31 protein-coding genes are annotated in these 26,053 nt (G+C 62.9%); 5 read left to right on the top strand and 26 right to left on the bottom strand.

Going from position 1 to position 26,053, the window contains the following annotated elements:
* Window positions 1-89: 89 nt before the first annotated feature.
* Window positions 90-1,310 (bottom strand): patatin-like phospholipase family protein, encoded by a 1,221-nt coding sequence (locus tag PSV40_RS05035; RefSeq protein ID WP_300534995.1) that lies wholly within the window; start codon window positions 1,308-1,310, stop codon window positions 90-92.
* An 84-nt stretch (window positions 1,311-1,394) separates the two neighbouring features.
* Here PSV40_RS05035 and PSV40_RS05030 point away from each other — a divergent pair, with 84 nt between their 5' ends.
* The 3 genes from PSV40_RS05030 to PSV40_RS05020 all read left to right on the top strand — a co-directional run bounded on the left by PSV40_RS05030 (window position 1,395) and on the right by PSV40_RS05020 (window position 2,687).
* Window positions 1,395-1,901 carry a YgjP-like metallopeptidase domain-containing protein gene (locus tag PSV40_RS05030; RefSeq protein ID WP_300534992.1) on the top strand — a complete coding sequence of 169 codons (507 nt, stop codon included), beginning with the start codon at window positions 1,395-1,397 and terminating at the stop codon, window positions 1,899-1,901.
* Between the two features lie 169 nt (window positions 1,902-2,070).
* The gene (locus tag PSV40_RS05025; protein WP_300534990.1) at window positions 2,071-2,364 is read left to right on the top strand and encodes a type II toxin-antitoxin system RelE/ParE family toxin; all 294 of its coding nucleotides are present in this window, start codon (window positions 2,071-2,073) and stop codon (window positions 2,362-2,364) included.
* A 17-nt stretch (window positions 2,365-2,381) separates the two neighbouring features.
* Window positions 2,382-2,687 (top strand): addiction module antidote protein, encoded by a 306-nt coding sequence (locus PSV40_RS05020; protein ID WP_300534988.1) that lies wholly within the window; start codon window positions 2,382-2,384, stop codon window positions 2,685-2,687.
* Window positions 2,688-2,802: 115 nt separating this feature from the next.
* On the opposite strand, the gene nagZ is transcribed toward PSV40_RS05020, so the two are convergent.
* The 22 genes from nagZ to PSV40_RS04910 all read right to left on the bottom strand — a co-directional run bounded on the left by nagZ (window position 2,803) and on the right by PSV40_RS04910 (window position 22,719).
* The gene (nagZ, locus tag PSV40_RS05015; protein ID WP_300534985.1) at window positions 2,803-3,861 is read right to left on the bottom strand and encodes a beta-N-acetylhexosaminidase; all 1,059 of its coding nucleotides are present in this window, start codon (window positions 3,859-3,861) and stop codon (window positions 2,803-2,805) included.
* A 58-nt stretch (window positions 3,862-3,919) separates the two neighbouring features.
* On the bottom strand, window positions 3,920-4,318 hold the full coding sequence (acpS, locus tag PSV40_RS05010) for a holo-ACP synthase (RefSeq protein ID WP_300534983.1): 399 nt from the start codon (window positions 4,316-4,318) through the stop codon (window positions 3,920-3,922).
* Entirely contained in the window at window positions 4,315-5,106 is a 792-nt protein-coding gene (locus tag PSV40_RS05005; protein ID WP_300534980.1) for a pyridoxine 5'-phosphate synthase, read from the bottom strand. Before PSV40_RS05005 ends, acpS begins: the two co-directional genes overlap by 4 nt.
* A gap of 16 nt (window positions 5,107-5,122) precedes the next feature.
* Window positions 5,123-5,872: a DNA repair protein RecO gene (recO, locus tag PSV40_RS05000; RefSeq protein ID WP_300534979.1), complete on the bottom strand. Its 750-nt coding sequence runs from the start codon at window positions 5,870-5,872 to the stop codon at window positions 5,123-5,125.
* Between the two features lie 134 nt (window positions 5,873-6,006).
* Window positions 6,007-6,936, bottom strand: a complete 930-nt coding sequence (gene era / locus PSV40_RS04995; protein ID WP_300535065.1) for a GTPase Era — start codon at window positions 6,934-6,936, stop codon at window positions 6,007-6,009.
* A gap of 179 nt (window positions 6,937-7,115) precedes the next feature.
* A complete protein-coding gene (gene rnc, locus PSV40_RS04990; RefSeq protein ID WP_300534976.1) occupies window positions 7,116-7,814 on the bottom strand; it encodes a ribonuclease III in 699 nt (232 codons plus the stop codon).
* Window positions 7,815-8,156: a DUF4845 domain-containing protein gene (locus tag PSV40_RS04985; protein ID WP_300534973.1), complete on the bottom strand. Its 342-nt coding sequence runs from the start codon at window positions 8,154-8,156 to the stop codon at window positions 7,815-7,817.
* An 84-nt stretch (window positions 8,157-8,240) separates the two neighbouring features.
* Window positions 8,241-9,218 (bottom strand): signal peptidase I, encoded by a 978-nt coding sequence (gene lepB / locus PSV40_RS04980; protein ID WP_300534970.1) that lies wholly within the window; start codon window positions 9,216-9,218, stop codon window positions 8,241-8,243.
* On the bottom strand, window positions 9,218-11,029 hold the full coding sequence (gene lepA / locus PSV40_RS04975) for a translation elongation factor 4 (protein ID WP_300534968.1): 1,812 nt from the start codon (window positions 11,027-11,029) through the stop codon (window positions 9,218-9,220). The genes lepB and lepA overlap by 1 nt, the downstream gene beginning before the upstream one ends.
* Before the next feature lie 560 nt (window positions 11,030-11,589).
* Window positions 11,590-13,050, bottom strand: coding sequence for a DegQ family serine endoprotease (locus tag PSV40_RS04970; protein ID WP_300534966.1), 1,461 nt, complete (start codon window positions 13,048-13,050; stop codon window positions 11,590-11,592).
* A 102-nt stretch (window positions 13,051-13,152) separates the two neighbouring features.
* A complete protein-coding gene (locus tag PSV40_RS04965) occupies window positions 13,153-14,172 on the bottom strand; it encodes a MucB/RseB C-terminal domain-containing protein (RefSeq protein WP_300534963.1) in 1,020 nt (339 codons plus the stop codon).
* Window positions 14,173-14,209: 37 nt separating this feature from the next.
* Window positions 14,210-14,824: a sigma-E factor negative regulatory protein gene (locus PSV40_RS04960; RefSeq protein WP_300534961.1), complete on the bottom strand. Its 615-nt coding sequence runs from the start codon at window positions 14,822-14,824 to the stop codon at window positions 14,210-14,212.
* A gap of 76 nt (window positions 14,825-14,900) precedes the next feature.
* A complete protein-coding gene (gene rpoE, locus PSV40_RS04955; RefSeq protein ID WP_300534958.1) occupies window positions 14,901-15,545 on the bottom strand; it encodes an RNA polymerase sigma factor RpoE in 645 nt (214 codons plus the stop codon).
* On the bottom strand, window positions 15,542-16,060 hold the full coding sequence (locus PSV40_RS04950; RefSeq protein ID WP_300534956.1) for a hypothetical protein: 519 nt from the start codon (window positions 16,058-16,060) through the stop codon (window positions 15,542-15,544). Before PSV40_RS04950 ends, rpoE begins: the two co-directional genes overlap by 4 nt.
* A gap of 60 nt (window positions 16,061-16,120) precedes the next feature.
* Window positions 16,121-17,365, bottom strand: a complete 1,245-nt coding sequence (gene fabF, locus PSV40_RS04945) for a beta-ketoacyl-ACP synthase II (protein WP_300534953.1) — start codon at window positions 17,363-17,365, stop codon at window positions 16,121-16,123.
* 69 nt (window positions 17,366-17,434) lie between these two features.
* Complete coding sequence (acpP, locus tag PSV40_RS04940) at window positions 17,435-17,674, bottom strand: acyl carrier protein (protein ID WP_011484542.1); 240 nt, start codon at window positions 17,672-17,674, stop codon at window positions 17,435-17,437.
* A gap of 175 nt (window positions 17,675-17,849) precedes the next feature.
* Window positions 17,850-18,596 (bottom strand): 3-oxoacyl-ACP reductase FabG, encoded by a 747-nt coding sequence (gene fabG / locus PSV40_RS04935; RefSeq protein ID WP_300534951.1) that lies wholly within the window; start codon window positions 18,594-18,596, stop codon window positions 17,850-17,852.
* Window positions 18,593-19,543, bottom strand: coding sequence for an ACP S-malonyltransferase (fabD, locus tag PSV40_RS04930; RefSeq protein ID WP_300534948.1), 951 nt, complete (start codon window positions 19,541-19,543; stop codon window positions 18,593-18,595). The genes fabG and fabD overlap by 4 nt, the downstream gene beginning before the upstream one ends.
* Before the next feature lie 50 nt (window positions 19,544-19,593).
* Window positions 19,594-20,571 (bottom strand): beta-ketoacyl-ACP synthase III, encoded by a 978-nt coding sequence (locus PSV40_RS04925; protein ID WP_300534945.1) that lies wholly within the window; start codon window positions 20,569-20,571, stop codon window positions 19,594-19,596.
* A gap of 7 nt (window positions 20,572-20,578) precedes the next feature.
* Window positions 20,579-21,682, bottom strand: coding sequence for a phosphate acyltransferase PlsX (gene plsX, locus PSV40_RS04920; RefSeq protein WP_300534942.1), 1,104 nt, complete (start codon window positions 21,680-21,682; stop codon window positions 20,579-20,581).
* A gap of 85 nt (window positions 21,683-21,767) precedes the next feature.
* On the bottom strand, window positions 21,768-21,950 hold the full coding sequence (gene rpmF / locus PSV40_RS04915; RefSeq protein ID WP_096669354.1) for a 50S ribosomal protein L32: 183 nt from the start codon (window positions 21,948-21,950) through the stop codon (window positions 21,768-21,770).
* Between the two features lie 226 nt (window positions 21,951-22,176).
* Complete coding sequence (locus tag PSV40_RS04910) at window positions 22,177-22,719, bottom strand: YceD family protein (protein ID WP_300534939.1); 543 nt, start codon at window positions 22,717-22,719, stop codon at window positions 22,177-22,179.
* Between the two features lie 25 nt (window positions 22,720-22,744).
* Here PSV40_RS04910 and PSV40_RS04905 point away from each other — a divergent pair, with 25 nt between their 5' ends.
* A complete protein-coding gene (locus PSV40_RS04905; protein ID WP_300534937.1) occupies window positions 22,745-23,395 on the top strand; it encodes a Maf family nucleotide pyrophosphatase in 651 nt (216 codons plus the stop codon).
* The gene (locus PSV40_RS04900; RefSeq protein WP_300534935.1) at window positions 23,392-24,159 is read left to right on the top strand and encodes an SAM-dependent methyltransferase; all 768 of its coding nucleotides are present in this window, start codon (window positions 23,392-23,394) and stop codon (window positions 24,157-24,159) included. Before PSV40_RS04905 ends, PSV40_RS04900 begins: the two co-directional genes overlap by 4 nt.
* 67 nt (window positions 24,160-24,226) lie before the next feature.
* Here PSV40_RS04900 and PSV40_RS04895 read toward each other — a convergent pair whose 3' ends face one another.
* The 3 genes from PSV40_RS04895 to PSV40_RS04885 all read right to left on the bottom strand — a co-directional run.
* Complete coding sequence (locus tag PSV40_RS04895) at window positions 24,227-25,276, bottom strand: S49 family peptidase (protein ID WP_300534932.1); 1,050 nt, start codon at window positions 25,274-25,276, stop codon at window positions 24,227-24,229.
* A gap of 9 nt (window positions 25,277-25,285) precedes the next feature.
* Window positions 25,286-25,663 carry a Rieske 2Fe-2S domain-containing protein gene (locus tag PSV40_RS04890; RefSeq protein ID WP_096699375.1) on the bottom strand — a complete coding sequence of 126 codons (378 nt, stop codon included), beginning with the start codon at window positions 25,661-25,663 and terminating at the stop codon, window positions 25,286-25,288.
* A 10-nt stretch (window positions 25,664-25,673) separates the two neighbouring features.
* On the bottom strand, window positions 25,674-26,053 hold a 380-nt coding region (locus tag PSV40_RS04885), incomplete at its 5' end, for an HAD-IA family hydrolase (RefSeq protein WP_300534929.1).

Here is a 26,053-nt window from a genome sequence, read left to right as displayed (position 1 = left end):
CTCACTATACAACATCAAATCGACAGTTAACCCAAGCGATACGGGCGCCAGCAGCTATCAAACCGATAGCAACCACGCTCACCCAGACACTATAGCAACCCGGCCCCCGGCAGAAAAACCGGCGGCGGTTCGGGCGGCGGTGGCTCGATCTGCACCGGCTCGGCCTTTTCCACCGGCATGCGCAAGTCGTCCAGGTAGTCACGCGCAATGTTGACTGTACTTTTCACGCCCAGTGCGTCGAAGCGTTTGGCCAGCCACTCTTTGCCGCACGCCATGCCCAGGTCGCGTAGCGAATGAATCAGGCCCTTGTCAGTTGATGACTTGCTGGCGCTGGTGAATTTTTCGAGGGCCTGGCCGCCGTCGATGCGGTGCATCAGCACATCTTTGTAATGCGCGGGGTCCAGCTTGCCTTCAGCCAGCAGGCGCTTGACGAAATCGACCGCGCGCATCTCGGCAATCAGCGCGGCGTTGAAGGTGATCTCGGTCATGCGGTCCATGATCTCGCCGGGTTTTGTGGGCAGCTCGGCGCGCTGGATCGGGTTGATCTGCACCAGCACGATGTCGCGGCTTTCGCAGCGGTAGATCAGCGGATGAATCGCCGGGTTGCCCGAATAACCGCCGTCCCAGAAGTGGTCGCCGTCAATCTCCACCGCCTGAAACACCATGGGCAGGCAGGCCGACGCCATCACCGCGCTGGCGGTCAGCCGCTTGCCGCAAAACACCTCGGCCTTGCCGCTGCTCACGCGCGTGGCCACCACAAACACCTGGGGCGTGTCCGGGCCGGCAGCCGCCGCCAGGCGTTCAAAGTCCACCTGCTTTTCCAGGAAGTCTTTCAGCGGGTTGATGTCGAAAGGGTTGCGCTGGTAGGGCGAGAGCGCATTCGACCAGTAACGTGTCATGGCATCAGTCCACAGCTTGCTGGACCAGTTGCCGCCGCCCATCAGCCCGAACAGGATGCCGAACGGCGCCTGCTGTATCTTGCTGACCGAGTGCGAAAGCGAGGACGACAGCGCCCCCATGTCGACAATGCCGTTCCAGAAACTGTCCAGCGCTTCGCGTGCCGCGTCGTGCCGCGCAGCCCGGGGTTGGCCTTCAGATCGCGCAAAGCCGTGGGCCAGGGCCACGGCGTTCATGGCACCGGCGCTGGTGCCGCTGATGCCTTCAAAGTCGATGCGCCCGTCGTCCAGCAGGGCGTCGAGCACCCCCCAGGTGAAGGCGCCGTGCGAGCCGCCGCCCTGCAGCGCCAGGTTGATGCGCGGCGTCACGATTTCGGGCGCGTTAGCAGGGTCCGGGGCGGCGGGCAGGTTCATGCCACAAGCTTAGCAAGAATCGGACGCGGGACTAAAATCAGCCATTGCCTCCGCCCTCCGCCCGCCTCCCTCCTTCCCGCCCCCATGAACTACCTGACGGGTTACCCCGACACCCTGCAGAGCCAGGTGCGTGACCTCGTCGCGCAAGACCGCCTGGGCGCCATGCTGCTCAAAAAATACCGCTGCGCGCACGAGATACGCACCGACAAGGCGCTGTACGACTACGTGATGGACATCAAGAACAGCTTTCTGCGCAACGCCGACGCGTTGAGCAAGGTGGCGTTTGACAGCAAGCTGCAGGTGATTGCCCATGCACTGGGCACCCACACCACGGTGTCGCGGGTGCAGGGCAGCAAGCTCAAGTCCAAACGCGAGATCCGCGTGGCCAGCCTGTTCAAGGAGGTGCCCATCGAATTTTTGCGCATGATCACGGTGCACGAGCTGGCGCACCTGAAGGAAAAGGCGCATGACAAGGCGTTTTACCAGCTCTGCACCTACATGGAACCGCAGTATCACCAATACGAACTCGATTTGCGCCTGTACCTCACGCATGTCGATGCGGCAGGCAAGCTGAGCTGGCCAGCGGCATAGGGGGCTGCGCGGCAGAAGCTGAGGAAATCCTTTTTCCAGATCAAATCGGCCGCTTGCCCATAAGACACGGGCGCAAGCTGCTACATTATTTATAGCATTTCTGGGTGAGTACCCGCTATTTTCGGGAATCCATCTTGATAGACTGTAATCGAACGATTACAATATTTTGATGTTCTCGATCAAGCCTCTGCCCGAGTTCACGCAATGGCTGGACGGCCTGTCCGATGTGGCAGTGCGTGGGGTGGTGCTTGCGCGCATCAAACGTCTGGCGCTCGGCTTGGCCGGTGATGTAGCGCCAGTCGGCGAAGGCGTGTCGGAGTTGCGTATTCATGTAGGCGCAGGCTGGCGCGTGTATTTCGTACAGCGCGGGGCTCAAGTGATCGTTTTGCTGGCGGGCGGCTCCAAACGCACCCAAAAGACGGATATCAAGCGTGCCAGGGTTTTGGCTTCACGGCTGGATTGACTGAAGGAGAAAAATTCATGACTCAACGCATCAAAGTGGCTGACCTGCCCGAGTTCGACGCGGCACCGTATCTCGACAGCGAGGAGGCGATCGCCGCCTATCTGACGGACATTCTGGAGGCGAACGATCCAGCCTTGCTGGCGGCGGCTTTGGGCGACATCGCCCGCGCGCGCGGCATGGGCGAGATTGCCAAGGCATCCGGGCTCACCCGCGAAGCCTTGTACAAAGCGTTGCGGCCCGATGCGCAGCCGCGCTTCGACACCATCAGCCGCGTGTGTGCGGCCCTGGGGGTGCGTCTCGTGGCGCAAGCCGTCCATGTTTGATCGGGTGGGGAATCGTTGAATCTGCTCATCGCCGCAGCCTTTGCCAAGGCTGGCCCCTGTCCATAGGCAGAAAAGCTTTATAGCGGTCTTGGAATCTCTTCACTCGAATGCCAACTCAGGGAACCAGCCCGAGCGCGTGCATGTAGGCCGGGTGCAGCATCAACGCGTCCCAGGCGATGGCGGGCGTGGCGGGCAGCAGATCCAGACGGCGTCCCTCGCTGGCTTCGAGCGGCTCCCACTGCTGTCTGAGCTGGCCCTGCGTCAGCCCGTCGAGCAACTCGTCCACTTCCTGGCCCTCGCCCATCGACTGGTTGCACAGCAGCACCATGTCGCAGCCGGCGTTGAGCGCGGCCATCGCCGCTTCGGTGTAGCTGACCTGCTTGCCGTCGAGCAGGCGGGCACCGGCCATGCTGAGGTCGTCGCTGAAAATGGCGCCGCCAAAACCGAGCTGGCCGCGCAGGATGTAGGTCAGCCATTTTTCGGAAAAACCCGCCGGGCGCGCATCTACCTTGGGGTAGATCACATGGGCCGGCATCACGCTGGTCAGCGTGGTGTTGAGCCATTCATAAGGCGCGGCGTCGTCCGCCAGGATGGCCTTGAGGCTGCGCCTGTCGACCGGGATGTCGGTGTGCGAATCGGCTTTGACAAAACCGTGGCCTGGAAAATGTTTGCCGCAGTTGGCCATGCCGCTTTGCAGCAGGCCGTGCATCAGGCTTTTGGCCAGCAGGCCGACCACACGCGGATCGCGCGCAAAGGCGCGGTCACCGATGACGCCGCTTTCACCGTGGTCGAGGTCCAGCACCGGGGTGAAGCTGAAATCCACGCCGCAGGCGCGCAGCTCGGCACCCAGCACGTAGCCGCAGGCGGTGGCGGCATTGGTGGCAGCCATGGCGTCTTTCAGCCACAACTCACCCAATGCGCGCATGGGCGGCAGGTGGGTGAAGCCGTCGGTCTTGAAGCGCTGCACGCGGCCGCCTTCGTGGTCCACACAGATCAACAGGTCCTTGCGGATTTTCCTGATCTCGCTGCAAAGGGCCGTGAGCTGGGCGCGGTTGTCCCAGTTGCGGGCAAACAGGATGATGCCGCCCGTCAGCGGATGCTTGAGGCGGCGTTTGTCGGTTTTGCTCAGGCTCAGGCCGGCAATGTCGATGATCAGGGGGGCGTGTTGGCTCATGGTGGGGGTCTCTGATTTACTATGAATTTAATAGCTGCTCGCGCACGTGTAGCTTGGGCTATAACGGGTTTATCTCAACAACCACAAAACTGGCGGCGTAGTCGGTTTCGTCGGTCACGCTGACATGGGCGGTGAGGCCGCGCGCCTCGAACCATTCCTTGAGCGCGCCGTGCAGAACAATTTCGGGCTTGCCGCTGGCGGCCTTGGCGATTTCGCAGTGGCGCCAGGTCATGGGCAAACGCATACCCATGCCGACCGCCTTGCTGAACGCCTCCTTGGCGGAAAAGCGGGTAGCCAGGTAACGCAGGCCGCGCTCGGGCCAGCGAGCACTGCGGGCTTGCCAGGTGGCGAATTCGGCATCGCTGAGGATCTTCTGCGCAAAACGCTCGCCATGCCGTTCAAAGCTGGCGCGGACGCGGCGCACGTCGCAGATGTCGGTGCCAATGCCGTAAATCATCCGGCAAACGCGTTGTCAATGCAGCGCAGGTAAGCGGCGACCGTGGCGCTGTAACCCAGCTCCAGCGCGTCGGCAATCAGCGCGTGACCAATCGACACCTCGAGCACGCCGGGCACCGCCTGCAGGAACTCCGTGAGGTTGTCGCGGCTCAGGTCGTGGCCGGCATTAACTCCTAATTTGATAGCTGCCGCCGCCCGTCCTGCTAGGACAAACGGCTCCAAAGCCTTGTTTTTTCCAGGCGTGCCCCAGGCCCGCGCATAGGTCTCGGTGTACAGCTCCACCCGGTCGGCGCCGACGGCCTTGGCGGCCGCCATGGCTTCGGGCAGCGGGTCCATGAAGAGGCTGACCCGCACGCCCCGGTCATGGGCTTCTTCAATCAACGGTTTCAAACGCGCCGCATCCTGGGGGAAGCTCCAGCCATGGTCGCTCGTGAACTGGCTTTCACTGTCGGGCACAAAGGTGCACTGGTGCAGCGGCAAGCCGCGCGCCGACAGGTTGCGCACAAACTCCATCAGGTTCTGCAGCGGGTTGCCCTCGACATTGAACTCGCGGTCCGGCCAGTCCTTCATGAGCGCGGCCAGCTCATACACGTCATCGCTGCGGATATGCCGTTCGTCGGGCCGCGGATGCACGGTGATGCCCTGGGCGCCAGCTTCCAGGCACAACTCGGCGGCCCGCAGCACATCGGGGATGCCCAGGTGCCGGGTGTTGCGCAGCAAGGCGACCTTGTTGAGGTTGACCGACAAGGCGGTGCGGTGACGGGGAGCGGGGGCGTGTACAGGAGCCATGGTGGACATTGATCCGTTAGAAAGCCTGCAGATCGATCATCATCTGCCGGGTTTTGAAAACCTTCACATCGCAATGGTAGTGCAGCAGGGCGCGCAGCTGTGTTTTGAGCGCCGGCAAATGGTTCACACAGGCCTGCACCGTGTCGGTAAACGGTGCATCGTCCTTCAGCGTGTCCTGCAGGTCCAGCCACTGCCGGCCCTGCAGGCTGGCGCGGTCGTCGTCATGCGCCTCGCGCAGGCCGGCTTCGGCCACCAGCACATAAGGCGTCTGCAGCTCCAGCGGCGCCAGGGTGGCGGTCTGGGCGTCCAGCGCCGGCAACAGGCCGATGCCCTGCAACAGGCGCAACTCGAACGCCCGCAAGGCCACCTCCAGCGTATCGATGTTCTGGCTGGCCAGCAGTTGCACGGTGGCGGCATAGGCGTCGAACAGCACCGGGTGCGGGTCGTCGCGCGCCAGCAGGCGCATCAGCAACTCATTGAGGTAATAACCGGACAACAAGGCGTCCCCGGTCGGCATGACATGGCCGCCCTGCCACTCGGCGCTGCGCAGCATGCGGATCTCGGCGTCGCCGCCAAACGCAATGTGTAGCGGCTGCAGCGGCAGCAAAATGGGCCGGAAGTTCGAGCTAGGCTTCTTGGCGCCGCGCGCCACCAGCGCGATCCGGCCGTAGCTGCGGGTGAACACTTCCAGGATCAGGCTGGACTCGCTCCAGTCGTAGCGGTGCAGGACATAAGCCGGTTCGTCGGAAATACGCTTGGTCGCCACGTGCTCAACTCAGGCCTACACCACACACGGGACCCAAAATCAAGCAGGGGCCGCGGAACCGGCTCCGCCGGGCCGCAGGCGCAGCGGCCCCCTCGGGGGGCAGCGCAGTACGCGAAGCGACAAGCGTGGGGGCTCTACTCATAGCCGAAGGTTCTGACACGGGCCTCGTCGTCGGCCCAGCCGGAACGTACCTTGACCCAGATCTCCAGGAACACCTTGCCGCCGGTCAGGGCTTCGAGTTCGTGGCGGGCTTCGGTGCCGATGCGCTTGAGCTTTTCACCCTTCTCGCCAATGATCATGCCCTTGTGGCCGTCACGCTCGACGACGATGGTGGCGGCGATCCGGCGCAGTTCACCCTCCTGCTCGAACTTGTCGATGATCACCGTCGAGGTGTAGGGCAGCTCGTCGCCGGTCAGGCGGAACAGCTTTTCGCGGATGATCTCCGCCGCCATGAAACGCTCGCTGCGGTCGGTCAGTTCCTCGGCGCCGTACATCCAGGGCTGCGGGGGCAGGTATTTCTCGCAGATGCCGAACAGGCGCTCGACATCCTTGGCATTGTTGGCCGACATGGGCACGAATTCGGCAAAATTGTGCCGCTCCTGCATCTCCTTGAGCCAGGGCGCGATGTCCGCGCGGCGGTGGATCAGGTCAAACTTGTTAGCCAGCAGGATCGCCGGCGTGTTCGCCGGCAACAGCGACAGCACCTTCGCGTCGGCCTGGTTGAACTGCCCCGCCTCGACGACAAACACAATCAGGTCCACGTCGTTGACGGCGCCAACCACCGTTTTATTGAGTGAGCGGTTCAGGGCATTGCCGTGCCGGGTCTGGAAACCGGGGGTATCGACAAACACATACTGGGTGGCGCCCAGCGTGCGCATGCCGGTGATGCGGTGCCGCGTGGTCTGCGCCTTGCGCGAGGTGATGCTGATTTTCTGCCCCACCAGCGCGTTGAGCAGGGTCGATTTGCCCACATTGGGCTTGCCCACGATGGCGATCAGGCCGCAGCGCTGACCTTCGGCCGGCGGGGCGTTGTTGGCCTGCGAAGTCATGGCTTTGGCCAACATGGCTTCCAGGGCGGCGTCCTGCGCGGGCACGATGGCCTCTGCGGGTTCAACAGCAGGCGCAGCCTTGGCTTTGGTACTTCCGGCAGGTGCTGCCGGGCGTGCCGGCTTGGAGGGGGTCTTTTTTGCGGGGGTCATGGGGGTCGCCTGTTGGCGGCTGCGCTTGCAGCGCCGGTTTCAAATCAATGGAGCGTTTTTACATAAGCCAGCATCGCGGCGGCCGCTGCCTGCTCGCCGGCACGCCGCGAGCCGCCAATGCCGCGTTCGGCACGGCCAAATTCGCTGATTTCACATTCCACGTCAAAGGTCTGCTTGTGGGCTGCGCCCAGCGTTCCAACCACGCGGTAGATCGGCAGGTTCATTTTGCGGCCCTGCAGCCATTCCTGCAACTCCGTCTTCGGGTCTTTGCCGATGGCCTGCATCGTCGGGTTGATTTCGACGTCCTGGAACAGCCGGCGCACCAGGCGGTCGGCCTTGTCGAAACCGGCGTCCAGAAACACCGCGCCAATCACCGCCTCCAGTGCATCGGCCAGAATCGACGGCCGTTTTTGTCCGCCCGACTTGGCTTCGCCCTCGCCGAGGCGTATCAACAGCGGCAGGCCGAGCTGCACCGCCAGCTTGTGCAGGGTGTCCTGCTTGACCAGGTTGGCGCGCACCCGCGACAAATCGCCCTCGGGCAACTCGCTCAGCCGCTCGTAGAGCAGACCGGCCACCGCGAGGTTGAGCACAGAGTCGCCCAAAAACTCGACGCGCTCGTTGTGGTCGGCCGAAAAACTGCGATGGGTCAGGGCCTGCTGCAGCAGGCGCGGATTGGAAAATTCGTGCTCCAGACGCGTTTGCAGCGCCTGCAGGTCAGGGCTCAGGGAAGGACTGGCACGCACTTATTTGGAACGGCCGGTGTATTTGAGCAGCAGGTAAGCCGGCCCGCCAATGTGGATTTCCCGGTTGTAGGCAAAACTGACGGTCACCTTGTCGCCCTCTTTGCCAACTTCGAGGTCCTTGCCGCCGATCGACTTGATGTCATCAATGGCGGCCGCCTTGTCGAAAATCGCCCGCACTTCGGGCACCGTGCTGCCCTCGGCAGCCTTGCTGGCCGCCTTGGTGATGGCCTGGAACTCGACCAGCGTGGGAAACACCTGGGCGGCAATCACGCCCGCGAAAGCCAGTACGCCACCCACGAACAGGATGCCGATGAACGAAATGCCACGTTGCCGATTTTTCATCATGTGTTTCCCCAGCTTTTGTTAGTTGCGCCCCCTGCCCCGTTCTGCCCCTGCCCTGCCGGCAGGGCCAGCCCGGCTCCTGCCTCAGTCCACCTTGCCGATGCGTTTGAGGTTACCAAAATTCATCCAGACAAAAAAGGCCTTGCCGACGATGTTGGCCTCGGGCACAAAGCCCCAGTAACGCGAATCGAGCGAATTGTCGCGGTTGTCGCCCATCATGAAATAGTGCCCCTGCGGCACCTGGCAAACCACGCCCTCGCTACTGTAACGGCAATTTTGCCGATAGGGAAAGTTGGCGGCACCGGCAATAAAGGCCGGCCGGTCCTCGTCATTGAGCACGCGGTAGGGCCTGTTGCCGCTGGTTTCCTGGAACTGCTTGGCATAACGCAGGGCGTCTTCGTCAAAGAAATCGGGCAGCGCCACCTTGGTCACAGGCTTGCCGTTGATGGTGATTTTTTTGTTCAGGTAGGCCACTTCGTCGCCGGGCACGCCGACCACCCGCTTGATGTAGTCCAGGCTGGGCTGGGGCGGGTAACGGAACACCATCACATCGCCGCGCTGCGGACTGTTGTTGTCAACGATTTTGAGGTTGATGACCGGAAGCCGCACGCCGTAATGGAATTTGTTGACGAGGATCAGGTCGCCCACCAGCATGGTCGGAATCATGGAGCCCGACGGAATTTTGAAAGGCTCGAACAGGAAAGAGCGCAGCAGAAACACGACGACGATGACCGGGAAAAGCCCGGCGGTCCAGTCCAGCCACCAGGGCTGCATGATGACCCTGGCCCGGGCTTCCTCGATGTTGCCGTCCACCTGGCTGATGCCTCTGGCGGCCAGCTCGCTGCGGCGTCGGGCCGCCTCCTGCTCGATGATTTCGGCCGCCTTGCGGCGCTGGGGCCAGAAGTAAAACTTCTCGGCCAGCCAGTAAAGGCCCGTCACCACGGTCGCCAGAAACAGCAGCAGGGAGAAGTTGCCTTCCACCATGCCCATGTACCAGGCGCCGCCGTAACCGGCAAACAGGATCAGCACCAGCGCGGTGAGCGTACTCATGAACCCCAGCATTATTCTTCTACCTGCAGGATGGCCAGGAAGGCCTCCTGGGGGACTTCCACCGAACCGATTTGTTTCATGCGTTTTTTACCCGCTTTTTGTTTTTCAAGAAGCTTTTTCTTGCGTGAAATGTCGCCACCGTAACACTTGGCAATCACGTTCTTGCGCAGCGCCTTGATTGTCTCACGCGCAATGATGTTGGCCCCGATGGCCGCCTGGATCGCGACGTCGAACTGCTGGCGGGAAATGATCTCGCGCATCTTGGCCACCACCGCCCGGCCGCGGTAGGCCGACTGGCTGCGGTGAACGATGATGGACAGCGCATCAACCTTCTCGCCGTTGAGCAGGATGTCGACCTTGACCACGTCCGACGCCCGGAACTCCTTGAACTCGTAATCCATGGACGCGTAGCCGCGCGAGACGGACTTGAGCTTGTCGAAGAAGTCCAGCACGATCTCGCCCAGCGGCATTTCGTAGGTCAGCATGACCTGCTTGCCGTGGTAGGCCATATTGAGCTGCACGCCGCGCTTGAGGTTGGCCAGCGTCATGACGGCGCCCACGTACTCCTGCGGCATGTACAGGTGCACGGTGACGATGGGCTCGCGGATCTCGTTGACCCTGCCGGCATCGGGAATTTTCGACGGATTCTCGACCATGATGATCTCGCCGTCGGCCTTGAGCACCTGGTAGACCACGCTGGGCGCGGTCGTGATCAGGTCCTGGTCGAACTCCCGTTCGAGCCGCTCCTGCACGATCTCCATGTGCAGCAGGCCCAGAAAGCCGCAACGAAAACCAAAACCCAGCGCCTGGCTGACTTCGGGCTCGTAGTGCAGGGACGCATCATTGAGCTTGAGCTTTTCCAGCGCGTCGCGCAACGAGTCGTACTCGCTGGCTTCGGTCGGGTACAGGCCGGCAAACACCTGCGGCTGGATCTCCTTGAAACCGGGCAAGGCCTCGGTGGCGGTCGCGGCCGCCCCGCCGGTGCCCGGCCTGATCAGCGTCACCGTGTCGCCGACCCGTGCCGCCTGCAGTTCCTTGATGCCGGCGATGATGAAGCCGACCTCGCCGGCTTCCAGCGCGGGACGCGGCTCGGTATGCGGCGTGAAGACCCCCAGCTGGTCGGCGTTGTAAGTGGCCTCGCTGGCCATCAGCTTGATGCGCTCGCCCTTGACCAGCCGGCCGTCCACCACACGCACCAGCATCACGACACCCACATAGGCGTCGTACCAGCTGTCGACAATCATCGCGCGCAGCGGCCCGTCGGGATTGCCCTGCGGCGGCGGGATGCGGGCAATCACCGCCTCCAGAATTTCGTCGATGCCCATGCCGGTCTTGGCGCTGCAGGGAATCGCGTCCGTGGCATCGATGCCGATCACGTCCTCGATTTCCTGCTTGGCGTTTTCCGGATCTGCATTCGGCAAATCCATTTTGTTGAGCACCGGCACCACCGTCACGCCAAGCTCGAGTGCGGTGTAGCAGTTGGCCACGGTTTGCGCTTCCACACCCTGGCTCGCATCGACCACCAGCAACGCACCTTCGCACGCCGACAGCGAACGACTCACTTCATACGAGAAGTCGACGTGGCCGGGCGTGTCGATCAGATTGAGGTTGTAAACCTGGCCGTCGAGGGCCTTGTATTTGAGCGCGGCGGTCTGCGCCTTGATGGTTATCCCACGCTCCTTTTCCAGATCCATGGAGTCGAGCACCTGCGCGCTCATCTCGCGATCCTGCAATCCGCCGCAACGCTGGATGATGCGATCGGCCAGCGTGGATTTGCCGTGATCAATGTGCGCAATGATCGAAAAGTTTCTGATGTGATTCATCAAAGGGAACGCCTAAGTGCTTGAAAGTATTGCGAAGAGCCCGCGGTCAATTCGCGAAAGCCATAAAAAAGGGCGCGTCACTTGTGACGCGCCCTGAACCAACAATCTATGGCAACTGCGATAGTTGGAAGCTTCATTGTAGGCAAAAAGCCGACCACGCATAGCCTCGAAATTGCCAAATTTTTCTCGTTGCAGAGCAGCAACATGAATCTTATACACAAGTTATTCACAATTTTAACCGGGAACCTATGGACAACATGTGGGTGATCTGTGGATCAACAGTGAATCGTGCCAGTTCATGCCACGGAGCGGAATTTTGAACGCTTGATATATCGGAATGTTCCGGAATAGCGCGTCCATTCTATCAAAATCGATTAATAGCCAAACTTGAAGTTAGCAGACACAAACATTCTTCGAATCCCTGGACAGGGAAAAAATATTTTTTGGGCTTGCCCGCGAAGTGTCATTTCAGGCAAAACCCCCACCCCGGTCAGGGTATGGGGGCTGCCAGGACAGGCTTCTGCGCGGCCGCCGGGCATCGTTGCCCACCCTCGCAGCCCTTAACGCAAGGGACGGATCAGCGCAAACTGCGCCACGTCGCCGCGCCGGAACAGCACGTTGATCACCTTGCTCTTGTCGGTCTTGGCCAGCACTGCTTCAAAGTCCTTGACGCTGGTGACCTCCGTGTTGGCAATCGCCAGAATCACATCGCCCTCACGCAAGCCGGCACGCGCGGCGGCGCCCTCACTTGCATCCACCTTGACGCCGCCCTTGAGCTTGAGTTCCTTCTTCAGGGCCTCGGGCAACTCGCTGACCACCAGCCCGATCACCTGCGCCGGTCCGGCCACCGGCGGCTTGCTCTCGGGCGCCTGGGCCTTGCGCACCGGCTTTTCTGCCTCGACCTCGGCAATCGTCACGTTGAGGTCCCGGGTGCTGCCGCGCCTGAAGACGGTGATCGTCGTTTTGGTCCCGGGCTTCACGTTGCCCACCAGGCGCGGCAGGTCCGTTGCCCGGTCAATCACCTTGCCCTCGAATCGGGTGATGATGTCGCCCGCTTCGATCCCGGCTTTTTCCGCAGGCGATCCGGCTTCGACGCCGCGCACCAGTGCACCTTGCGGCTTGCCCAGTCCGATCGACTCTGCGACATCCTTGCTGACCTGGTCGATCTGCACGCCGATGCGACCGCGCGTCACCCGTCCGTTGGTGCGCAACTGGTCGGCCACGCGGGTGGCCTCGTCAATCGGAATGGCAAAGGAGATGCCCTGGAAACCGCCCGAGCGCGAGTAGATCTGGCTGTTGATCCCCACCACCTCGCCGCGCATGTTGATCAGTGGTCCGCCCGAGTTGCCCGGATTAATCGCCACATCGGTCTGGATGAAAGGCAGGTAGTCGCCTGTGTCACGCTGCTTGGCGCTGACAATGCCGGCGGTCACCGTGTTCTCAAGGCCAAAAGGCGAACCGATCGCCATGACCCACTCGCCGACTTTCAGGCGGCTGATGTCGCCGATTTTCACGGCCGGCAAGCCCGCGGCCTCGATTTTGACCAGGGCCACATCGGTGCGTTTGTCGGTACCGATGATCTTCGCCTTGAACTCGCGCTTGTCCGTCAGCGTCACCAGCACCTCGTCGGCGCCTTCGACGACATGGGCATTGGTCATGACCAGCCCGTCCGTGCTGAGGATGAATCCCGAACCCACCCCGCGCGGCTGCTCTTCGTCGGGCTGGCCACGGTCCGGCCTGGGCGTGCGCGGCATGTTGGGCGGGACCGGAATGCCGAAGCGCCGGAAAAACTCCAGCATCTGCTCGTCGGCGCTGCCGGCTGCGCCGGCCTTGACTTTTTCAACGGTCCGGATGTTGACGACCGAAGGACCGACCGCTTCCACCAGATCCGTGAAGTCCGGCAGGGTCCTGACTTGCGCCATCACCGGCTGCACAGGCATCACGGCCAGGACGGTGCCCAACGCCAGCGTACCGGCGACGAGGCAGGAGCGACCTTGTTTCCAGTTCAATATATGCATCATCAGCCTTTGAAAAAATTGTCGGAAAAAAAGAGACCACCGCGTGTTGAATCAGGTGCCGGCCGGCCCGCGACAACAGGCAGGGGCACGGACGACATGGGGGCGCTATTTCCTGCGTTCAAGACCATTGGCAAACAGGCTCAGGGTGGCCATGGGCACCTCGCCCATCACCGTCAGCCAGTAGGCGTCGACACGCCGGGTCAGCGACTGCGTGGCACCCAGGGACACCTTGGCTTCCCGGGTGTGCCGTTGGGCATCAAACGACTCGACAAAAAGCGATACCGACGCCAGGCCGTCCGAAAAAACCCATTGCATGGGATCGCTGCCCGACTGCCCCGCGAGCGGGCGCTTGTAGCAACTCATGGACTGAAAGCCCGGCACCGGCGTTTTCATCACCCAGCCTTCGGCGCTGGCCGTGGTCTTGACCAGTCCCGGCTTCTCGACCCGGTAGCCGTCGACCTTGGCCATCATCTGCGCCAGCTTGTCAATCCTGACCGGCGCATCGAGCTGCAACTCCGAAAAAGCCGCCTGCTCCAGCACCTTGCCATCGGCATCGAGCGTCTGCAGCTTGACGACCATGCCCTTCTTCTGTTCGGCCCAGACGCGATAGCCGAAGCGCATCGTGTCGCGGGGAATCAGGGCGACGATGTCGGCCTCCACCCCTGCCACCCGTTCGCTGCCCTCCTGCCGGGCCTTGTAGAAATCGGCGATATGGCTGTCGGTGGACTTGAGCAGCTGGGGGAAAAGACCCAGTGACTCCTGCCTTTCAGAACGCACCACCTTCTGGTCGGGCATGAAGGTCACGACCTGGTCGTTGTGGCGAAAAACAGTGCGCGGGGCCCCGGTCAGGGTCTCGACCTTTTCCATCTGCTGGGTTCCGTCGCAGACATGCCAGATCTTCGCGCTGGACATGACGCCGCCGGAGGACACCACAAAGGTACCCACGTAAGACCGGTTTCTGGAGGCTTCGTGCATGCGCATCAACCACTCGTTGATGCTCCTGGGCTCCGCAGCCTGGCCCGGTGCGGTTGTTGCTGCCGGTACCGGGGCCTGGGCTGCTACGTAATTTGCAGCGGTCAGCGCACACACAGCAAGGGCCAGCGGGCGAAAATAGCTGAAGCTCATGAGGTGAACCGGTCGGACCTTGCCTGCAGCGGCCACGTCAGCGACGCTCGCCCAAGGGCGACTCGAAGGTGGCGTTTCGCAGGAAACCCGAGGGCATCTGCAGGGCCGAGGCGCCGCCGAGTTGCCTGTGCGCAGCCAGCAGCTCCTGCGTCCTCGCATCGCGCACCAGGGTGCCCTGCTCGGACACCACCAGCACCTGCTGCGCGGCAGGCTCCGAGCGGGCCAGTTGCGGCACCGCCGATGGCGACAGCAGGCCGGCGCCGGCATTCCAGGCAATCGCCGCCACGGCAGCGACAGACGCAAAACCCGCCACCAGCTTCCAGGGAAAGCTGGCGTCGTTCGCGGCTTCGCCTCCGGTCCACGCGGCCGGCGCGTGGCGTACTTCCGGCAGGGCCGGCGCAGCAACGAGGACCGGCTCCTGGCTCAGGCGCACCCGCAGGCGCGCAACAAAGGCCGTATCCGCGGCGTGCGGGATCAGTTCCGGCGAGCGCAACACATCGCCAATCAGGTGGTAGGTGTTCCAGCTGTCGAGCGCCTGGGCATCGGCCTCGCAGGCCGCCAGCGCACGGGCAAAGTCCCCGCTCGCCAGCTGGCCGTCAGCCAGGGCGGAGATCAACTCACTGTGTTGCGTCATCGGTTTCATGGTGTCCATGGGCAGCTTGGGTCTGCCGGTTTCAATCGTTTACTCTGGCTTGCATCGACTCGTCGGTACTTCTTAACAAAACAAACTACCAGCGCTTGCCGGACTGGTTTTCCAGCAAGGGCTTGATCCTTGCGGAAATCGCTTCCCGGGCCCTGAAGATCCGCGAACGCACGGTGCCGATCGGGCAGTTCATGACTTCCGAAATTTCTTCATAACTGAGCCCTTCAATTTCCCGCAGCGTGATGGCCTGGCGCAACTCCTCGGGCAAAGCCTCCATGGCGGCGTTGACCATTTGCGCGATTTCCTTGCCGGCAAGCACGGCCTCGGGCGTTTCCGAACTGATTAGTTCGTTTTCCAGCGGGGAAGTTTCATCGCTTTCATCGCTTTGGCCGGATTTGAAGGAATTCTCCGACACCGTGGGGTCGCGCTTGAGTTCCATCAAGGCCTTTTTGGCGGTATTGACGGCGATGCGGTAAAGCCAGGTGTAGAACTGGGCCTCGCCCCTGAACTGGGCCAGCGCACGGTAGGCACGAATGAAGGTTTCCTGGGCAATGTCCTCGACCAGGTCCACATCACGCACCATGCGCCCGATCAGGCGCTGGATGCGGCGCTGGTACTTGATGACCAGCAATTCAAAGGCCTTCTGGTCCCCCGCCACCGTGCGCTCGACCAGCATGGCATCGCTGTCGCTTGGCGCGGCCGGCTCCTGCGGGGACTCGTCGGTGCTCATGAACCGGAGCGCGGCAAAGGAAGCTGCGCCGGAAAATCTGACATGGCCACAGGAGGGCTGGCGTCCCATGGCACCAGGTCCGGAGACGGCCTGTGCTGAGAGTAAACGGCACGGCGCAAATCCAGCCAGCGCTCGGGCTGGGTCGAATGGCCAGCCCAGAGCCACAGGGTCGCGTGGTCCTGGTTCTCCAGTCGCAGCAGCATGGTGCGCTGAAGATCGAGTGCGACCGTCAGATCACGCACGGGTGTGCCCGACTGGTAACCCTGGCTTTCCCAGCGCCAGTCCTTCCCGTCCCAGCGCAGCTGGCCGACCGGTGAATGAAGCCATGCCCATCCGGCTGCAACCCCGGCAGCCAGCACCGCGGCCAGAGCCGTCCACAAGCGCCAGTCCGCAGCGGGCGCAGCGCGCCACCACAGGGCCAGCACGCCGGCCCCGGCGAGCCAGAGGCCCAGCACGGCAACGCCCTGGAAATGCGAACGCCCCAGCGGGTAAGTAACCGGCGGGGCGTTATGCATGGTCAGGGTGCGAAGTGATGGGAATCAGGTGCGGCTGGGCGTGTGGGATGGGGAAAGGCCTCAGGCCCGCTTGAACACCAGGGTCCCGTTGGTACCGCCAAAACCGAAGTTGTTTTTGACGGCGACCTCGATGTTGGCGTCACGGGCCGTGTTCGCGCAGTAGTCCAGATCGCACTCAGGATCCTGGTTGAAGATATTGATGGTCGGCGGAATCTTCTGGTGGTGCAGCGCCAGCACGGTAAACACCGACTCGATGCCACCGGCGCCACCGAGCAGGTGCCCGGTCATGGACTTGGTCGAACTGACCACCAGGTTTCTGGCATGGTCGCCAAACGCGGCCTTGATGGCATTCGTCTCGTTCAGGTCCCCCAGCGGTGTCGAGGTGCCGTGCGCATTGAGGTACTGCACGTCGCCGGCATTGACGCCAGCGTCCTTGAGCGCCATGTCCATGGAACGGCGCGGGCCATTCACGTCGGGCGTGGTCATGTGATAAGCGTCACCGCTCATGCCGAAACCGATCACCTCGGCGTAAATCTTCGCGCCACGCGCCTTGGCGTGTTCGTACTCTTCGAGCACCACCACACCACTGCCCTCGCCGAGCACAAAGCCGTCCCGGTCCTTGTCCCAGGGGCGCGACGCCGTCTTCGGGTCTTCGTTGCGGGTCGACAGGGCACGGGCTGCGGCAAAACCGCCCACGCCCAGAGGCGACACCGTCGCTTCAGCACCGCCGGCCACCATGACGTCGCAATCACCATGCTCGATCATGCGTGCCGACAGGCCGATCGCATGCAGGCCGGTGGTACAGGCCGTCACGACGGCAATGTTGGGGCCCTTGAAGCCAAACTTGATCGACACATGCCCGGAGATCATGTTGATGATCGAGGCCGGCACAAAAAACGGGGAAATCCGGCGCGGGCCACGGTTTGTCAGCTCGGTGTGCGTCTGCTCGATCATCGGCAAGCCGCCAATGCCCGAGCCGATGTTGCAGCCGATGCGTGTCGCCAGCTCCTCGCCGAGCGCATCGCCCGTGGGCAAGCCGCTGTCGGCCACCGCCTGGCAGGCCGCGGCCAGACCCAGGTGAATGAACCGGTCCATGTGCCGGGCTTCTTTTTCAGGGATGTAATCCGTGATGTCGAAGCCCTTGACCTCACCTGCAAATTTGCAGGCGAAGCCGCTTGCATCAAACTGCGTGATCAGGTCAATGCCGGGCGTCCCGGCAAGTACGTTGGCCCAGGAGTCGGCCACGGTGTTACCCACCGGGCTGACACAACCCAGACCTGTCACAACGACGCGACGACGGCTCATGCGCAAATCCTGAAGAAAGTCCCGAAAGACCGGAGGCCTTTCGAGCGAGCTGAAAAAAGACCGGAGTCTTTAGGCTTTTTGATGGGTGTTCGCGTAGTCAATCGCGTTCTGAACGGTGGTGATCTTCTCGGCATCTTCGTCGGGGATCTCGATGCCAAACTCGTCTTCCAGAGCCATGACCAGTTCTACGGTGTCAAGCGAGTCAGCGCCCAGATCGGCCACAAAGGCTTTTTCGCTGGTGACCTGGCCTTCTTCCACGCCAAGTTGTTCGGCAATGATTTTCTTAACACGTGCTTCGATATCGCTCATAGTTCCCTCTGAGGGTTGTGAATTAATCCGTGATTTTAGCGTTGTTGGGGTTGATTCCCCAACCCGCCAGCCGGACGGATAAAACCCGGCTTGTGGTCCGGTGCCTGCAGGCTGCATGCGTCCCCATTATTCATGATCCTGGTGACGCAGGGCAGATCGGCAGCCGCCGGATGATTTACATGTACATCCCGCCGTTGACGTGAAGCTCCTGCCCGGTGATGTAACCCGCCTGCGGGCTCGCCACAAAGGCCACGGCGTGCGCAATGTCCTGCGGCTTGCCCAGGTGCCCCAGCGGGATCTGGCCCAGCAGCGCCTTCTGTTGTTCCTCGGGCAAACCTGCGGTCATGTCGGTTTCGATAAAGCCTGGCGCGACGCAGTTGACAGTGATGTTGCGGCTGCCGAGTTCCCGCGCAAGCGCACGGGTCATCCCGGCCACGCCGGCCTTGGCCGCCGCGTAGTTGGCCTGGCCGGCGTTGCCGGAAGCGCCCACCACCGAGGTGATGCTGATGATGCGGCCATAACGCTGCTTCATCATGGTGCGCATCACGGCGCGGCTCATGCGAAACACCGCCTTGAGGTTGGTGTCCAGCACCGCGTCCCAGTCTTCATCCTTGAGGCGCATGGCCAGCATGTCGCGCGTGATGCCGGCATTGTTGACCAGCACCTGCAGCCCGCCATGCTCCTTGACGATGGCATCGATCAGCGCCTCGGCGGCCGCCACGTCGTTCACGTTGAGGTTGCGGCCTGCGCAACCGGGAAAAGCGGCCAGCGCATGGCTGATTTTGGCGGCGCCCTCGTCGGTGGTGGCCGTGCCAATCACTTTCAGGCCGCGCTGCGCCAGTTCCAGCGCAATCGCCGCGCCGATGCCGCGGGAAGCGCCAGTGACCAAGGCTACCTGACCTTCAAATTTGACGTCGCTCATACCAGTGCCTCCTTCGCCTGAACCAGGCTGTCCGGATCAAACAGGGCCACGCCCGTCATGTCCGCATCGATACGTTTGACCATGCCGGCGAGCACCTTGCCGGGGCCGCATTCGACCACGGTGGTGATGCCGCGCGCCTTGATGGCCCGGACACATTCGACCCAGCGCACCGGGCCGAAGGCCTGCTCGTAGAGGGCCGCGCGAATGCGGTCGGGATCGCTCTCGACTGCGACCGCAATGTTGTTGATCACCGGGATCTGCGGCGCCGCGAAGGCCGTGGCCGCCAGTTTTTCCCTGAGCCTGTCCGCCGCGGGCTTCATCAGGCTGGAGTGAAACGGTGCCGACACCGGCAACGGCAGGGCCCGCTTGGCGCCGTTGGCCTTGAGGACCTCGCAGGCTTTTTCCACGGCCGCCTTGCTCCCGGCGATCACGGTCTGCATCGGGTCGTTGAAGTTGACGGCCTCCACCACTTCCGCGGTGTTCAGGCCAAAGCTGCGAACGGCTTCAGCGCAACCTTCAATCACACGGGACGCTTCCATGCCCAGAATGGCAGCCATCGCACCGATGCCCACCGGCACCGCCTCCTGCATGGCCTGCGCGCGAAAGCGCACCAGCGGCGCAGCCTGCGCCAGGCTCAGCACACCGGAAGCCACCAGCGCGGAATATTCACCGAGCGAATGCCCGGCGACCACCGCCGGCGCGGCGCCGGTCTCGGCCATCCAGGCCCGGTATGCCGCCACACCAGCCACCAGCATCACGGGTTGCGTGTTGGTGGTCAGGCCCAGCGCCTCTTTGGGGCCCTGGCTGATCAGTTGGGCCAGGTCCTCGCCCAGCGCATCCGAGGCCTCCCGCAACGCCTCCCGCACGGCCGGATGGTCGCCCCAGGCGTCGAGCATGCCGACGGCCTGCGAACCCTGTCCGGGAAAAACAAAAGCAAAAGGTTTCATAAAAATATCATGAAAACAGCTTCCCGCCCCGATGGAGCGGGCGCAAGCTGCTATAGATTCAGGAGTACCGCACCCCAGGTGAAGCCGCCGCCCACCCCTTCGAGCAGCAGCGTCTCCCCTTTTTTGATCTTGCCGCTGCGCACCGCCACGTCGAGCGCCAGCGGAATGGAGGCGGCGGAGGTGTTGCCATGCTGGTCCACCGTGACGATCACCTTGTCCATGGACATCTTGAGCCTCTTCGCGGTGCCCTGCATGATGCGGATGTTGGCCTGGTGAGGAACCAGCCAGTCAATGTCGCTCTCCTGCAGGCCGGCCTTGGCCAGGGTCGCACGCGCCGCATCTTCGAGAACACCGACCGCGAGTTTGAAAACGGCCTGCCCGTCCATCTTGAGCAGCGGATCACCCAGCACCTTGCCGCCGGCCACGGTGCCCGGCACACACAAAATGCCGACGTGTTTGCCGTCGGCGTGCAGGTCACTGGCCAGGATGCCGGGCGTCTCGGACGCCTCGAGCACCACGGCGCCGGCGCCGTCGCCAAACAGCACGCAGGTGGTGCGGTCCGAAAAATCGAGAATGCGCGAAAACACCTCGGCGCCAATGACCAGCGCCTTGCTGGCAGAACCGGTCTTGATCATGGCATCGGCGATGGTCAGCGCATACACAAAGCCGCTGCAGACCGCCTGCACGTCAAACGCCGGGCAGCCGGCGATGCCGAGCTTGTTCTGCAGGATGCAGGCTGCCGAAGGAAACACCATGTCGGGCGTCGACGTGGCCACGATGATCAGGTCGATATCGCCGGGCTGAAGACCGGCGGCCTGCAGGGCGTTTTTGGCGGCTTCCACCCCCAAGTCGCTGCTGCAGACACCGGGATCGGCAAAGTGTCGGGCACGGATGCCGGTGCGTTCGACAATCCAGTCGTCGGAGGTTTCAACCCCCTGCGCCGCCAGTTCGGTGGCCAGCTCGGCATTGCTCAGACGGCGCGGCGGCAGGTAGCTGCCGGTGCCTGTGATACGTGAATAAGGGCTCATGAATAACTTAGTGTGCGGCGCCGAAGGCGGCCAATTCAGCCTGCGCCGGAACGACTGGGGGTTCCGCCGGCGGCGCGCCGGCCGTGGCCAGCAGCGGCGCCGCGTGAGCAATGCGTTCCCTCACCCGGTCCAGCAAATTGTTGCGAGCTGCATCATAAGCCCGATTCAATGCCCTCTCGAAGGCAAACGCATCGGCCGAACCGTGGCTCTTGAACACCAGCCCACGCAGCCCCAGCAGCGCTGCGCCGTTGTAACGCCTGTGGTCAACCCTGTTTTTAAATGCAGATAACACCGGATAAGCAACGATAGCTGCAATTTTGGTGAAAATATTGCGTGAAAATTCAGCCTTGATGAAGTCGCCAATCATGCTGGCGAGGCCTTCGCTGGCCTTGAGCGCTACGTTGCCAACAAAACCGTCGCAGACCACGATGTCCACCACACCCTTGAAAATGTCGTTGCCCTCGACATTGCCGTAAAAATTAAGATCGCCACTTTTGGAGGCAGATCGAAGCAGTTCGCCCGCTTTTTTAATGGTTTCGCTGCCTTTTATCGCCTCTTCGCCGATATTGAGCAGGCCCACGCTGGGGTTGGATTTGTCGGTGATGGCCGCGACCAGGGCAGAACCCATGACGGCAAACTGGAACAGGTGGTCTTGCGTGCAGTCAACATTGGCCCCGAGGTCCAGCACGGTGGTGGCGCCGCCTTTGGCGTTGGGGATTTGCCCGGCAATCGCGGGGCGGTCAATGCCGTCCAGCGTCTTGAGGATGTAGCGCGAAATAGCCATCAGCGCGCCGGTGTTGCCGGCCGAGACGGCGGCCTGTGCGGCGCCGTCCTTGACCTGCGCAATCGCCACCCGCATGGACGAGTCTTTCTTGCGCCGCAGAGCGACTTCGATCGGATCGTCCATGGTCACCACCTCGGTGGCAGCAAGCACCTGGCAGCGCGCATGGGCCTGAAGACGGGAAAACAGCGGGTGAGCCGCCAGCACGGCAGGCTGACCTACCAGCAAAATGGCCGCTTCGGGGTGGCTGTCCAGGAAGGACAGGCTGGCCGGCACGGTGACCTGCGGGCCGACATCACCACCCATGGCGTCGACAGCTATCCTGATCATGGCAGGACCGGTGCAGTCAGAAAATGGGAATTCAACAAAACAAAGGCCCGCAGGATGAGTGCGGGCCAGTCGTTAAAGCGCGAAATTACGCTTCGGATTTTGTTTTCAGCACCTTGCGGCCACGGTAAAAACCGGTGGGGCTGATGTGATGACGCAGGTGTGTCTCACCGGTGGTGGACTCGACAGCAATGCCCGGAACGGTCAAAGCGTTGTGCGCGCGGTGCATGCCGCGCTTGGAAGGTGATTTTTTGTTCTGCTGGACGGCCATGATCCGCTCCTGAGGGGGTATAGGGTGGGTAAATTACGCACAAAACCCGTGAGCGGGTCTTGGCGCCAAGCCTTTGATTATAGCGCGATACGGCCGGGTTTTTCCAGTTGGCACCACAAGGCAGGTGCCATCCCCTCGAAAACCCTGTTCAGCAACCGCCTTGAACAGCCCCCTGCACAGTGCCGGCGGGCTCTGCCCCACAGCGCAATTTCTGGCGATTTCCGGGCTATTTTTTCTTTTTCAGCTGCGCCAGCGCGGCAAAGGGGTGGGGTTTGGCCTCTTCCTGCTGTGCCAGCTCGCCCTCGCCTGCACTGAACACCGGCGCCACCGGACAGGTCTCGTGCATGGGCACCAGCGGCAAGGCCATCAGCAGCTCGTCTTCGACCACGGCCAGCAGGTCGAATTGCGGCGCCATCACCAGCAAGTCTTCTTCCGACTGGTCGTCCTCGGCCATGGCAATGTCTTCATCGGCCACAAAGCGGTACCACTGGTCCACGTCCAGCGCGGTGGGCACCGCACCCATGCAACGCTGGCAGGTAAGCGGCAGCGTCGCACTGGCCTGCAGGTGCAGCCAGACGTCGCCCTCGGCACCGGCGTGCGGCCGCAGCTCGGCCCGCGCCTCCCAGTTAACAGCCAAATCGGGCGCCAGCCCATGTATCTCCTGCGCCAGGCGCTCCATATTTGATAGTGGCGTGCTCTCGACGAGCGGTTTGCCCTCTTGGGCAAAAGCCTGCATGTTGAGCCGGCGGGCGTGAAGATGTCTGGACATGGCAGCAGTGTAAGAGAATCGACGCATGAACCCTGCACCTTCTCCCGATACCCGCAACGGCGCCCACCCCCCAACAGCGCGCCGCCTGATCCTGGGCTCGACCTCGCCCTACCGCCGTGAACTGCTGCAACGCCTGCAAATACCCTTTGAAGTGGCCTCCCCCGCGGTCGACGAAACCCCGCTGCCCGGCGAAGCCCCGGCGGCCCTGGCCCGGCGGCTGGCCCTGGCCAAGGCGCGTGCCGTGGCCGCGGCTTTTCCCGATGCGGTGGTGATCGGCTCCGACCAGGTCGCCGACCTCAACGGCCAGGCCCTCGGCAAGCCCGGCAACCATGCCAATGCGGTCGCCCAGCTTCGCCTGATGCGCGGCCGGAGCGTGGTGTTCCAGACCGCCGTGGCTGTGGTCTGCCTGCAAAGCGGGTTTGAGCAGACCGACCTGGCAGCGGTGAAGGTGCAGTTTCGCGCGCTTGGCGATGAGGACATCGAGAACTACCTGCAGGCCGAGCAGCCTTACGACTGCGCCGGCAGCGCCAAAAGCGAAGGTCTGGGCATCACCCTGCTGGACGCCATCGAGAACGACGACCCGACCGCACTGGTCGGCCTGCCCCTGATACGCACCTGCCGGATGATCCAGGCCGCCGGCATCCCGCTGCTGCCGGCGCGCAGGGAAAAACCATGACCGCCCCCCCCAAAGGCCGGCTTTACCTGGTGCCCGCGCCGCTGGATTTCGGCTGTGACGTGCAGGCCCCGCTCCAGGACGTGATGCCCCTGGGCACGCTGCAGGTGGCCGCGACCCTGTCCAGCTGGATCTGCGAAAACGCCAAAAGCACCCGCGCCTACCTCAAGCGGGTGGGCGAGGTGGTGCCGCTGCAGCAGCCGGTGCAGGCGCAGCAGATCCAGGAACTGCCGCGCGAGGTGCATAAAAAAGGCGACCACGGCGGCAACTTCGACGCCCGGCCGCTGCTGGCGGCTGCGCTGGCCGGCCGGGACATCGGCCTGGTCAGCGAAGCCGGCATGCCGGCGATTGCCGACCCGGGCTCGTCTGTTGTGCGCGCCGCGCACGACCTGGGCCTGCAGGTGCTGCCGCTGGTGGGACCGATGTCGCTGATGCTGGCGCTCGCTGCCAGCGGGTTGAACGGCCAGAATTTTGCGTTTGTCGGCTACCTGCCGCAGGACGGCGGCGAACGCAGCCAGCGCATCCGGGAACTCGAATCGCTGGCGCTGAAAACCGGCCAGACGCAGATCTTCATTGAAACACCCTACCGCAACACCGCGCTGCTGCAGGCGCTGCTGCAGACGCTGCAACACAACACGCGGCTGGCCCTGAGCTGCGGTCTGAGCCTGCCGGGCGGCTGGTCGCGCAGCGCGTCGGTCAGCACGTGGAAACGCGACAAGCCCGCTGCACCGCTGGCCCTGCCCACGGTGTTCTGCATAGGCCGTTAAACCCGCGTCTCAACAAAAAAGCCCGCAGCGAGCGGGCTTTTTTTACTTTTTAAACGGATGCACCGTTTTAGCGAATCGCAGGAACCGTCTTCAGCGTGCGGATCGCGCCGTCCCCGATGGCGGCGCCGAATTTCTTGGCCAGGCGTTCGGCGACATTTTCGCGGCGCGTGTAGTCGATGATTTCTTCGGTCTTGACGATTTCGCGGGCTACATAGTCGAGCGAGCCCAGCTGGTCCGCCAGGCCCAGTTCTATGGCCTGCTGGCCGGTCCAGAACAGGCCGCTGAACATCTCCGGTGTTTCCTTCAGGCGTTGGCCACGGCCGTTTTTGACGACCGTGATGAACTGCTGGTGAATCTGGTCCAGCATGGCCTGGGCATACACGCGCTGCTTGTCGGTCTGCGGGCTGAACGGGTCCAGGAAACCCTTGTTTTCGCCGGCCGTCATGAGGCGGCGCTCCACGCCGAGTTTGTCCATCAGGCCGGTGAAACCAAAGCCGTCCATCAGCACGCCGATGCTGCCGACGATGCTGGCCTTGTCGACAAAAATCCTGTCGGCCGAGGCAGCGACGTAATACGCCGCCGAGGCGCAGGTTTCGCCGACCACGGCATAGACGGGCTTCTTGTGTTTTGCCTTGAGGCGCACGATCTCGTCGTTCATCATGCCGGCCTGCACCGGGCTGCCGCCGGGTGAATTGATCAGCAGCACCACCGCCTGGGCGCCCTCGTCTTCAAACGCCGCGCGCAGCGCGGCATTGACGAACTCGGCGCTCGCGTCGGCCCCGTCGGCGATCTCACCCTTGATTTCCACCACCGCGGTGTGCGGCGCGCTGACGCTGGTGGCGGTGCTGCGGTGCATGACAAACCACACCAGGAACACAAAAAAGGCCAGCCAGGACAGGCGCACAAAGGTCTTCCAGCGGCGCGTGGCCTTCTGCTCGTTGAGGGAAGCAAACGCCAGCTTCTCGAGCGTCGCACGCTCCCAGCCCGGCTCGGCGCTCAGGGACTTGCTGGTTGCTACGTTTTCAGGAGCTGTCTGCGCTCGTGTTTGCTGGGCTGAAGGCCTGTTTGGATCGAAATCCGGGTTCTCGGACGGATCGGTGCGGTTTGAATCATTCATACGGGTAGTTTAGAACTCCAATGTTTTAAGTTTGTAGGACGTGTGCCAGAAAACAAGGCCTTCGCCTTCTGAAATGTCAATTTTGACCAGCCCGCCCTGGCAGGGGCCGCCGCTGCATTCGCCGGTGTCGGGCCGGTAGGCTGCGCCGTGGCTGGCGCACAGCAGCCACTGGCCGCTGTCGTCGAACACCCGGTTGGGCTGCCAGTCCAGTTCCATTGCCACATGGCTGCAGCGGTTCAGGTAGGCGTGGGGCCGCCCCTCAAAGCGGACGGCAAAGGCACGGCAGGTCTGGCCCGCGTAGTTCACGTCGAAGGGAACCGCCTCGCCACCCTCCAGCAGTTCACCGGTGCGGCACAGCGGGATCAGGGTCAGATCCGGGTCAGGCATGGCGGGCGGATCATGCGTTGCGGGCCAGCCAGTCCTGCAGGTCTTGCACGGAATGGGCCACAAAACGTGGCTGGAGGGCGTGAAAGGCCGCACTTTCGTGCGCGCCGTAACTGACCCCGACGCTGGCGCAGCCGGCGTTGAGCGCCATCTGCAGGTCGTGTGTGGTGTCGCCAATCATCAGCGTGCGCTCCGGGCGCACGCCAAACTCGTCCATCAGTTCATGCAGCATGCGCGGGTGCGGTTTGCCGGCGGTTTCATCGGCGGTGCGCGAGCCGTCGAACCGGCCCTTGAGCTCGACGGCCTGCAGCGCTTCATCGAGGCCGTGTCGGCTCTTGCCGGTGGCCACGCTCAAGAGGTGGCCGCGCGCCCTGAGCGCGGCCAGCAGCGGCA

Source organism: Polaromonas sp. (assembly GCF_029945925.1).
In the GTDB taxonomy this organism is placed as follows: Bacteria; Pseudomonadota; Gammaproteobacteria; order Burkholderiales; family Burkholderiaceae_C; genus Polaromonas.
The sequence above is the reverse complement of the archived record's forward strand: the minus strand, read 5'-3'. Positions and strand labels throughout refer to the sequence as shown.

Bases quoted from the DNA above. Each gene is read 5' to 3' on its own strand.
- lepB (WP_300534970.1), bottom strand. From the start codon at position 9,218: ATGCTGGGGTTCATGAGTACGCTCACCGCGCTGGTGCTGATCCTGTTT.
- PSV40_RS04905 (WP_300534937.1), top strand. From the start codon at position 22,745: ATGAACCCTGCACCTTCTCCCGATACCCGCAACGGCGCCCACCCCCCA.
- lepA (WP_300534968.1), bottom strand. From the start codon at position 11,029: ATGAATCACATCAGAAACTTTTCGATCATTGCGCACATTGATCACGGC.
- PSV40_RS04970 (WP_300534966.1), bottom strand. From the start codon at position 13,050: ATGATGCATATATTGAACTGGAAACAAGGTCGCTCCTGCCTCGTCGCC.
- PSV40_RS04900 (WP_300534935.1), top strand. From the start codon at position 23,392: ATGACCGCCCCCCCCAAAGGCCGGCTTTACCTGGTGCCCGCGCCGCTG.
- PSV40_RS05025 (WP_300534990.1), top strand. From the start codon at position 2,071: ATGTTCTCGATCAAGCCTCTGCCCGAGTTCACGCAATGGCTGGACGGC.
- era (WP_300535065.1), bottom strand. From the start codon at position 6,936: ATGTTGGCCAAAGCCATGACTTCGCAGGCCAACAACGCCCCGCCGGCC.
- PSV40_RS05030 (WP_300534992.1), top strand. From the start codon at position 1,395: ATGAACTACCTGACGGGTTACCCCGACACCCTGCAGAGCCAGGTGCGT.
- PSV40_RS04950 (WP_300534956.1), bottom strand. From the start codon at position 16,060: ATGCATAACGCCCCGCCGGTTACTTACCCGCTGGGGCGTTCGCATTTC.
- fabF (WP_300534953.1), bottom strand. From the start codon at position 17,365: ATGAGCCGTCGTCGCGTCGTTGTGACAGGTCTGGGTTGTGTCAGCCCG.
- rpoE (WP_300534958.1), bottom strand. From the start codon at position 15,545: ATGAGCACCGACGAGTCCCCGCAGGAGCCGGCCGCGCCAAGCGACAGC.
- PSV40_RS04985 (WP_300534973.1), bottom strand. From the start codon at position 8,156: ATGAAAAATCGGCAACGTGGCATTTCGTTCATCGGCATCCTGTTCGTG.
- PSV40_RS04925 (WP_300534945.1), bottom strand. From the start codon at position 20,571: ATGAGCCCTTATTCACGTATCACAGGCACCGGCAGCTACCTGCCGCCG.
- rpmF (WP_096669354.1), bottom strand. From the start codon at position 21,950: ATGGCCGTCCAGCAGAACAAAAAATCACCTTCCAAGCGCGGCATGCAC.
- PSV40_RS04895 (WP_300534932.1), bottom strand. From the start codon at position 25,276: ATGAATGATTCAAACCGCACCGATCCGTCCGAGAACCCGGATTTCGAT.
- acpS (WP_300534983.1), bottom strand. From the start codon at position 4,318: ATGATTTACGGCATTGGCACCGACATCTGCGACGTGCGCCGCGTCCGC.
- fabD (WP_300534948.1), bottom strand. From the start codon at position 19,543: ATGAAACCTTTTGCTTTTGTTTTTCCCGGACAGGGTTCGCAGGCCGTC.
- PSV40_RS04910 (WP_300534939.1), bottom strand. From the start codon at position 22,719: ATGTCCAGACATCTTCACGCCCGCCGGCTCAACATGCAGGCTTTTGCC.
- PSV40_RS04965 (WP_300534963.1), bottom strand. From the start codon at position 14,172: ATGAGCTTCAGCTATTTTCGCCCGCTGGCCCTTGCTGTGTGTGCGCTG.
- plsX (WP_300534942.1), bottom strand. From the start codon at position 21,682: ATGATCAGGATAGCTGTCGACGCCATGGGTGGTGATGTCGGCCCGCAG.
- fabG (WP_300534951.1), bottom strand. From the start codon at position 18,596: ATGAGCGACGTCAAATTTGAAGGTCAGGTAGCCTTGGTCACTGGCGCT.
- PSV40_RS04960 (WP_300534961.1), bottom strand. From the start codon at position 14,824: ATGGACACCATGAAACCGATGACGCAACACAGTGAGTTGATCTCCGCC.
- PSV40_RS05005 (WP_300534980.1), bottom strand. From the start codon at position 5,106: ATGGCTCCTGTACACGCCCCCGCTCCCCGTCACCGCACCGCCTTGTCG.
- PSV40_RS05020 (WP_300534988.1), top strand. From the start codon at position 2,382: ATGACTCAACGCATCAAAGTGGCTGACCTGCCCGAGTTCGACGCGGCA.
- acpP (WP_011484542.1), bottom strand. From the start codon at position 17,674: ATGAGCGATATCGAAGCACGTGTTAAGAAAATCATTGCCGAACAACTT.
- PSV40_RS05035 (WP_300534995.1), bottom strand. From the start codon at position 1,310: ATGAACCTGCCCGCCGCCCCGGACCCTGCTAACGCGCCCGAAATCGTG.
- nagZ (WP_300534985.1), bottom strand. From the start codon at position 3,861: ATGAGCCAACACGCCCCCCTGATCATCGACATTGCCGGCCTGAGCCTG.
- PSV40_RS04890 (WP_096699375.1), bottom strand. From the start codon at position 25,663: ATGCCTGACCCGGATCTGACCCTGATCCCGCTGTGCCGCACCGGTGAA.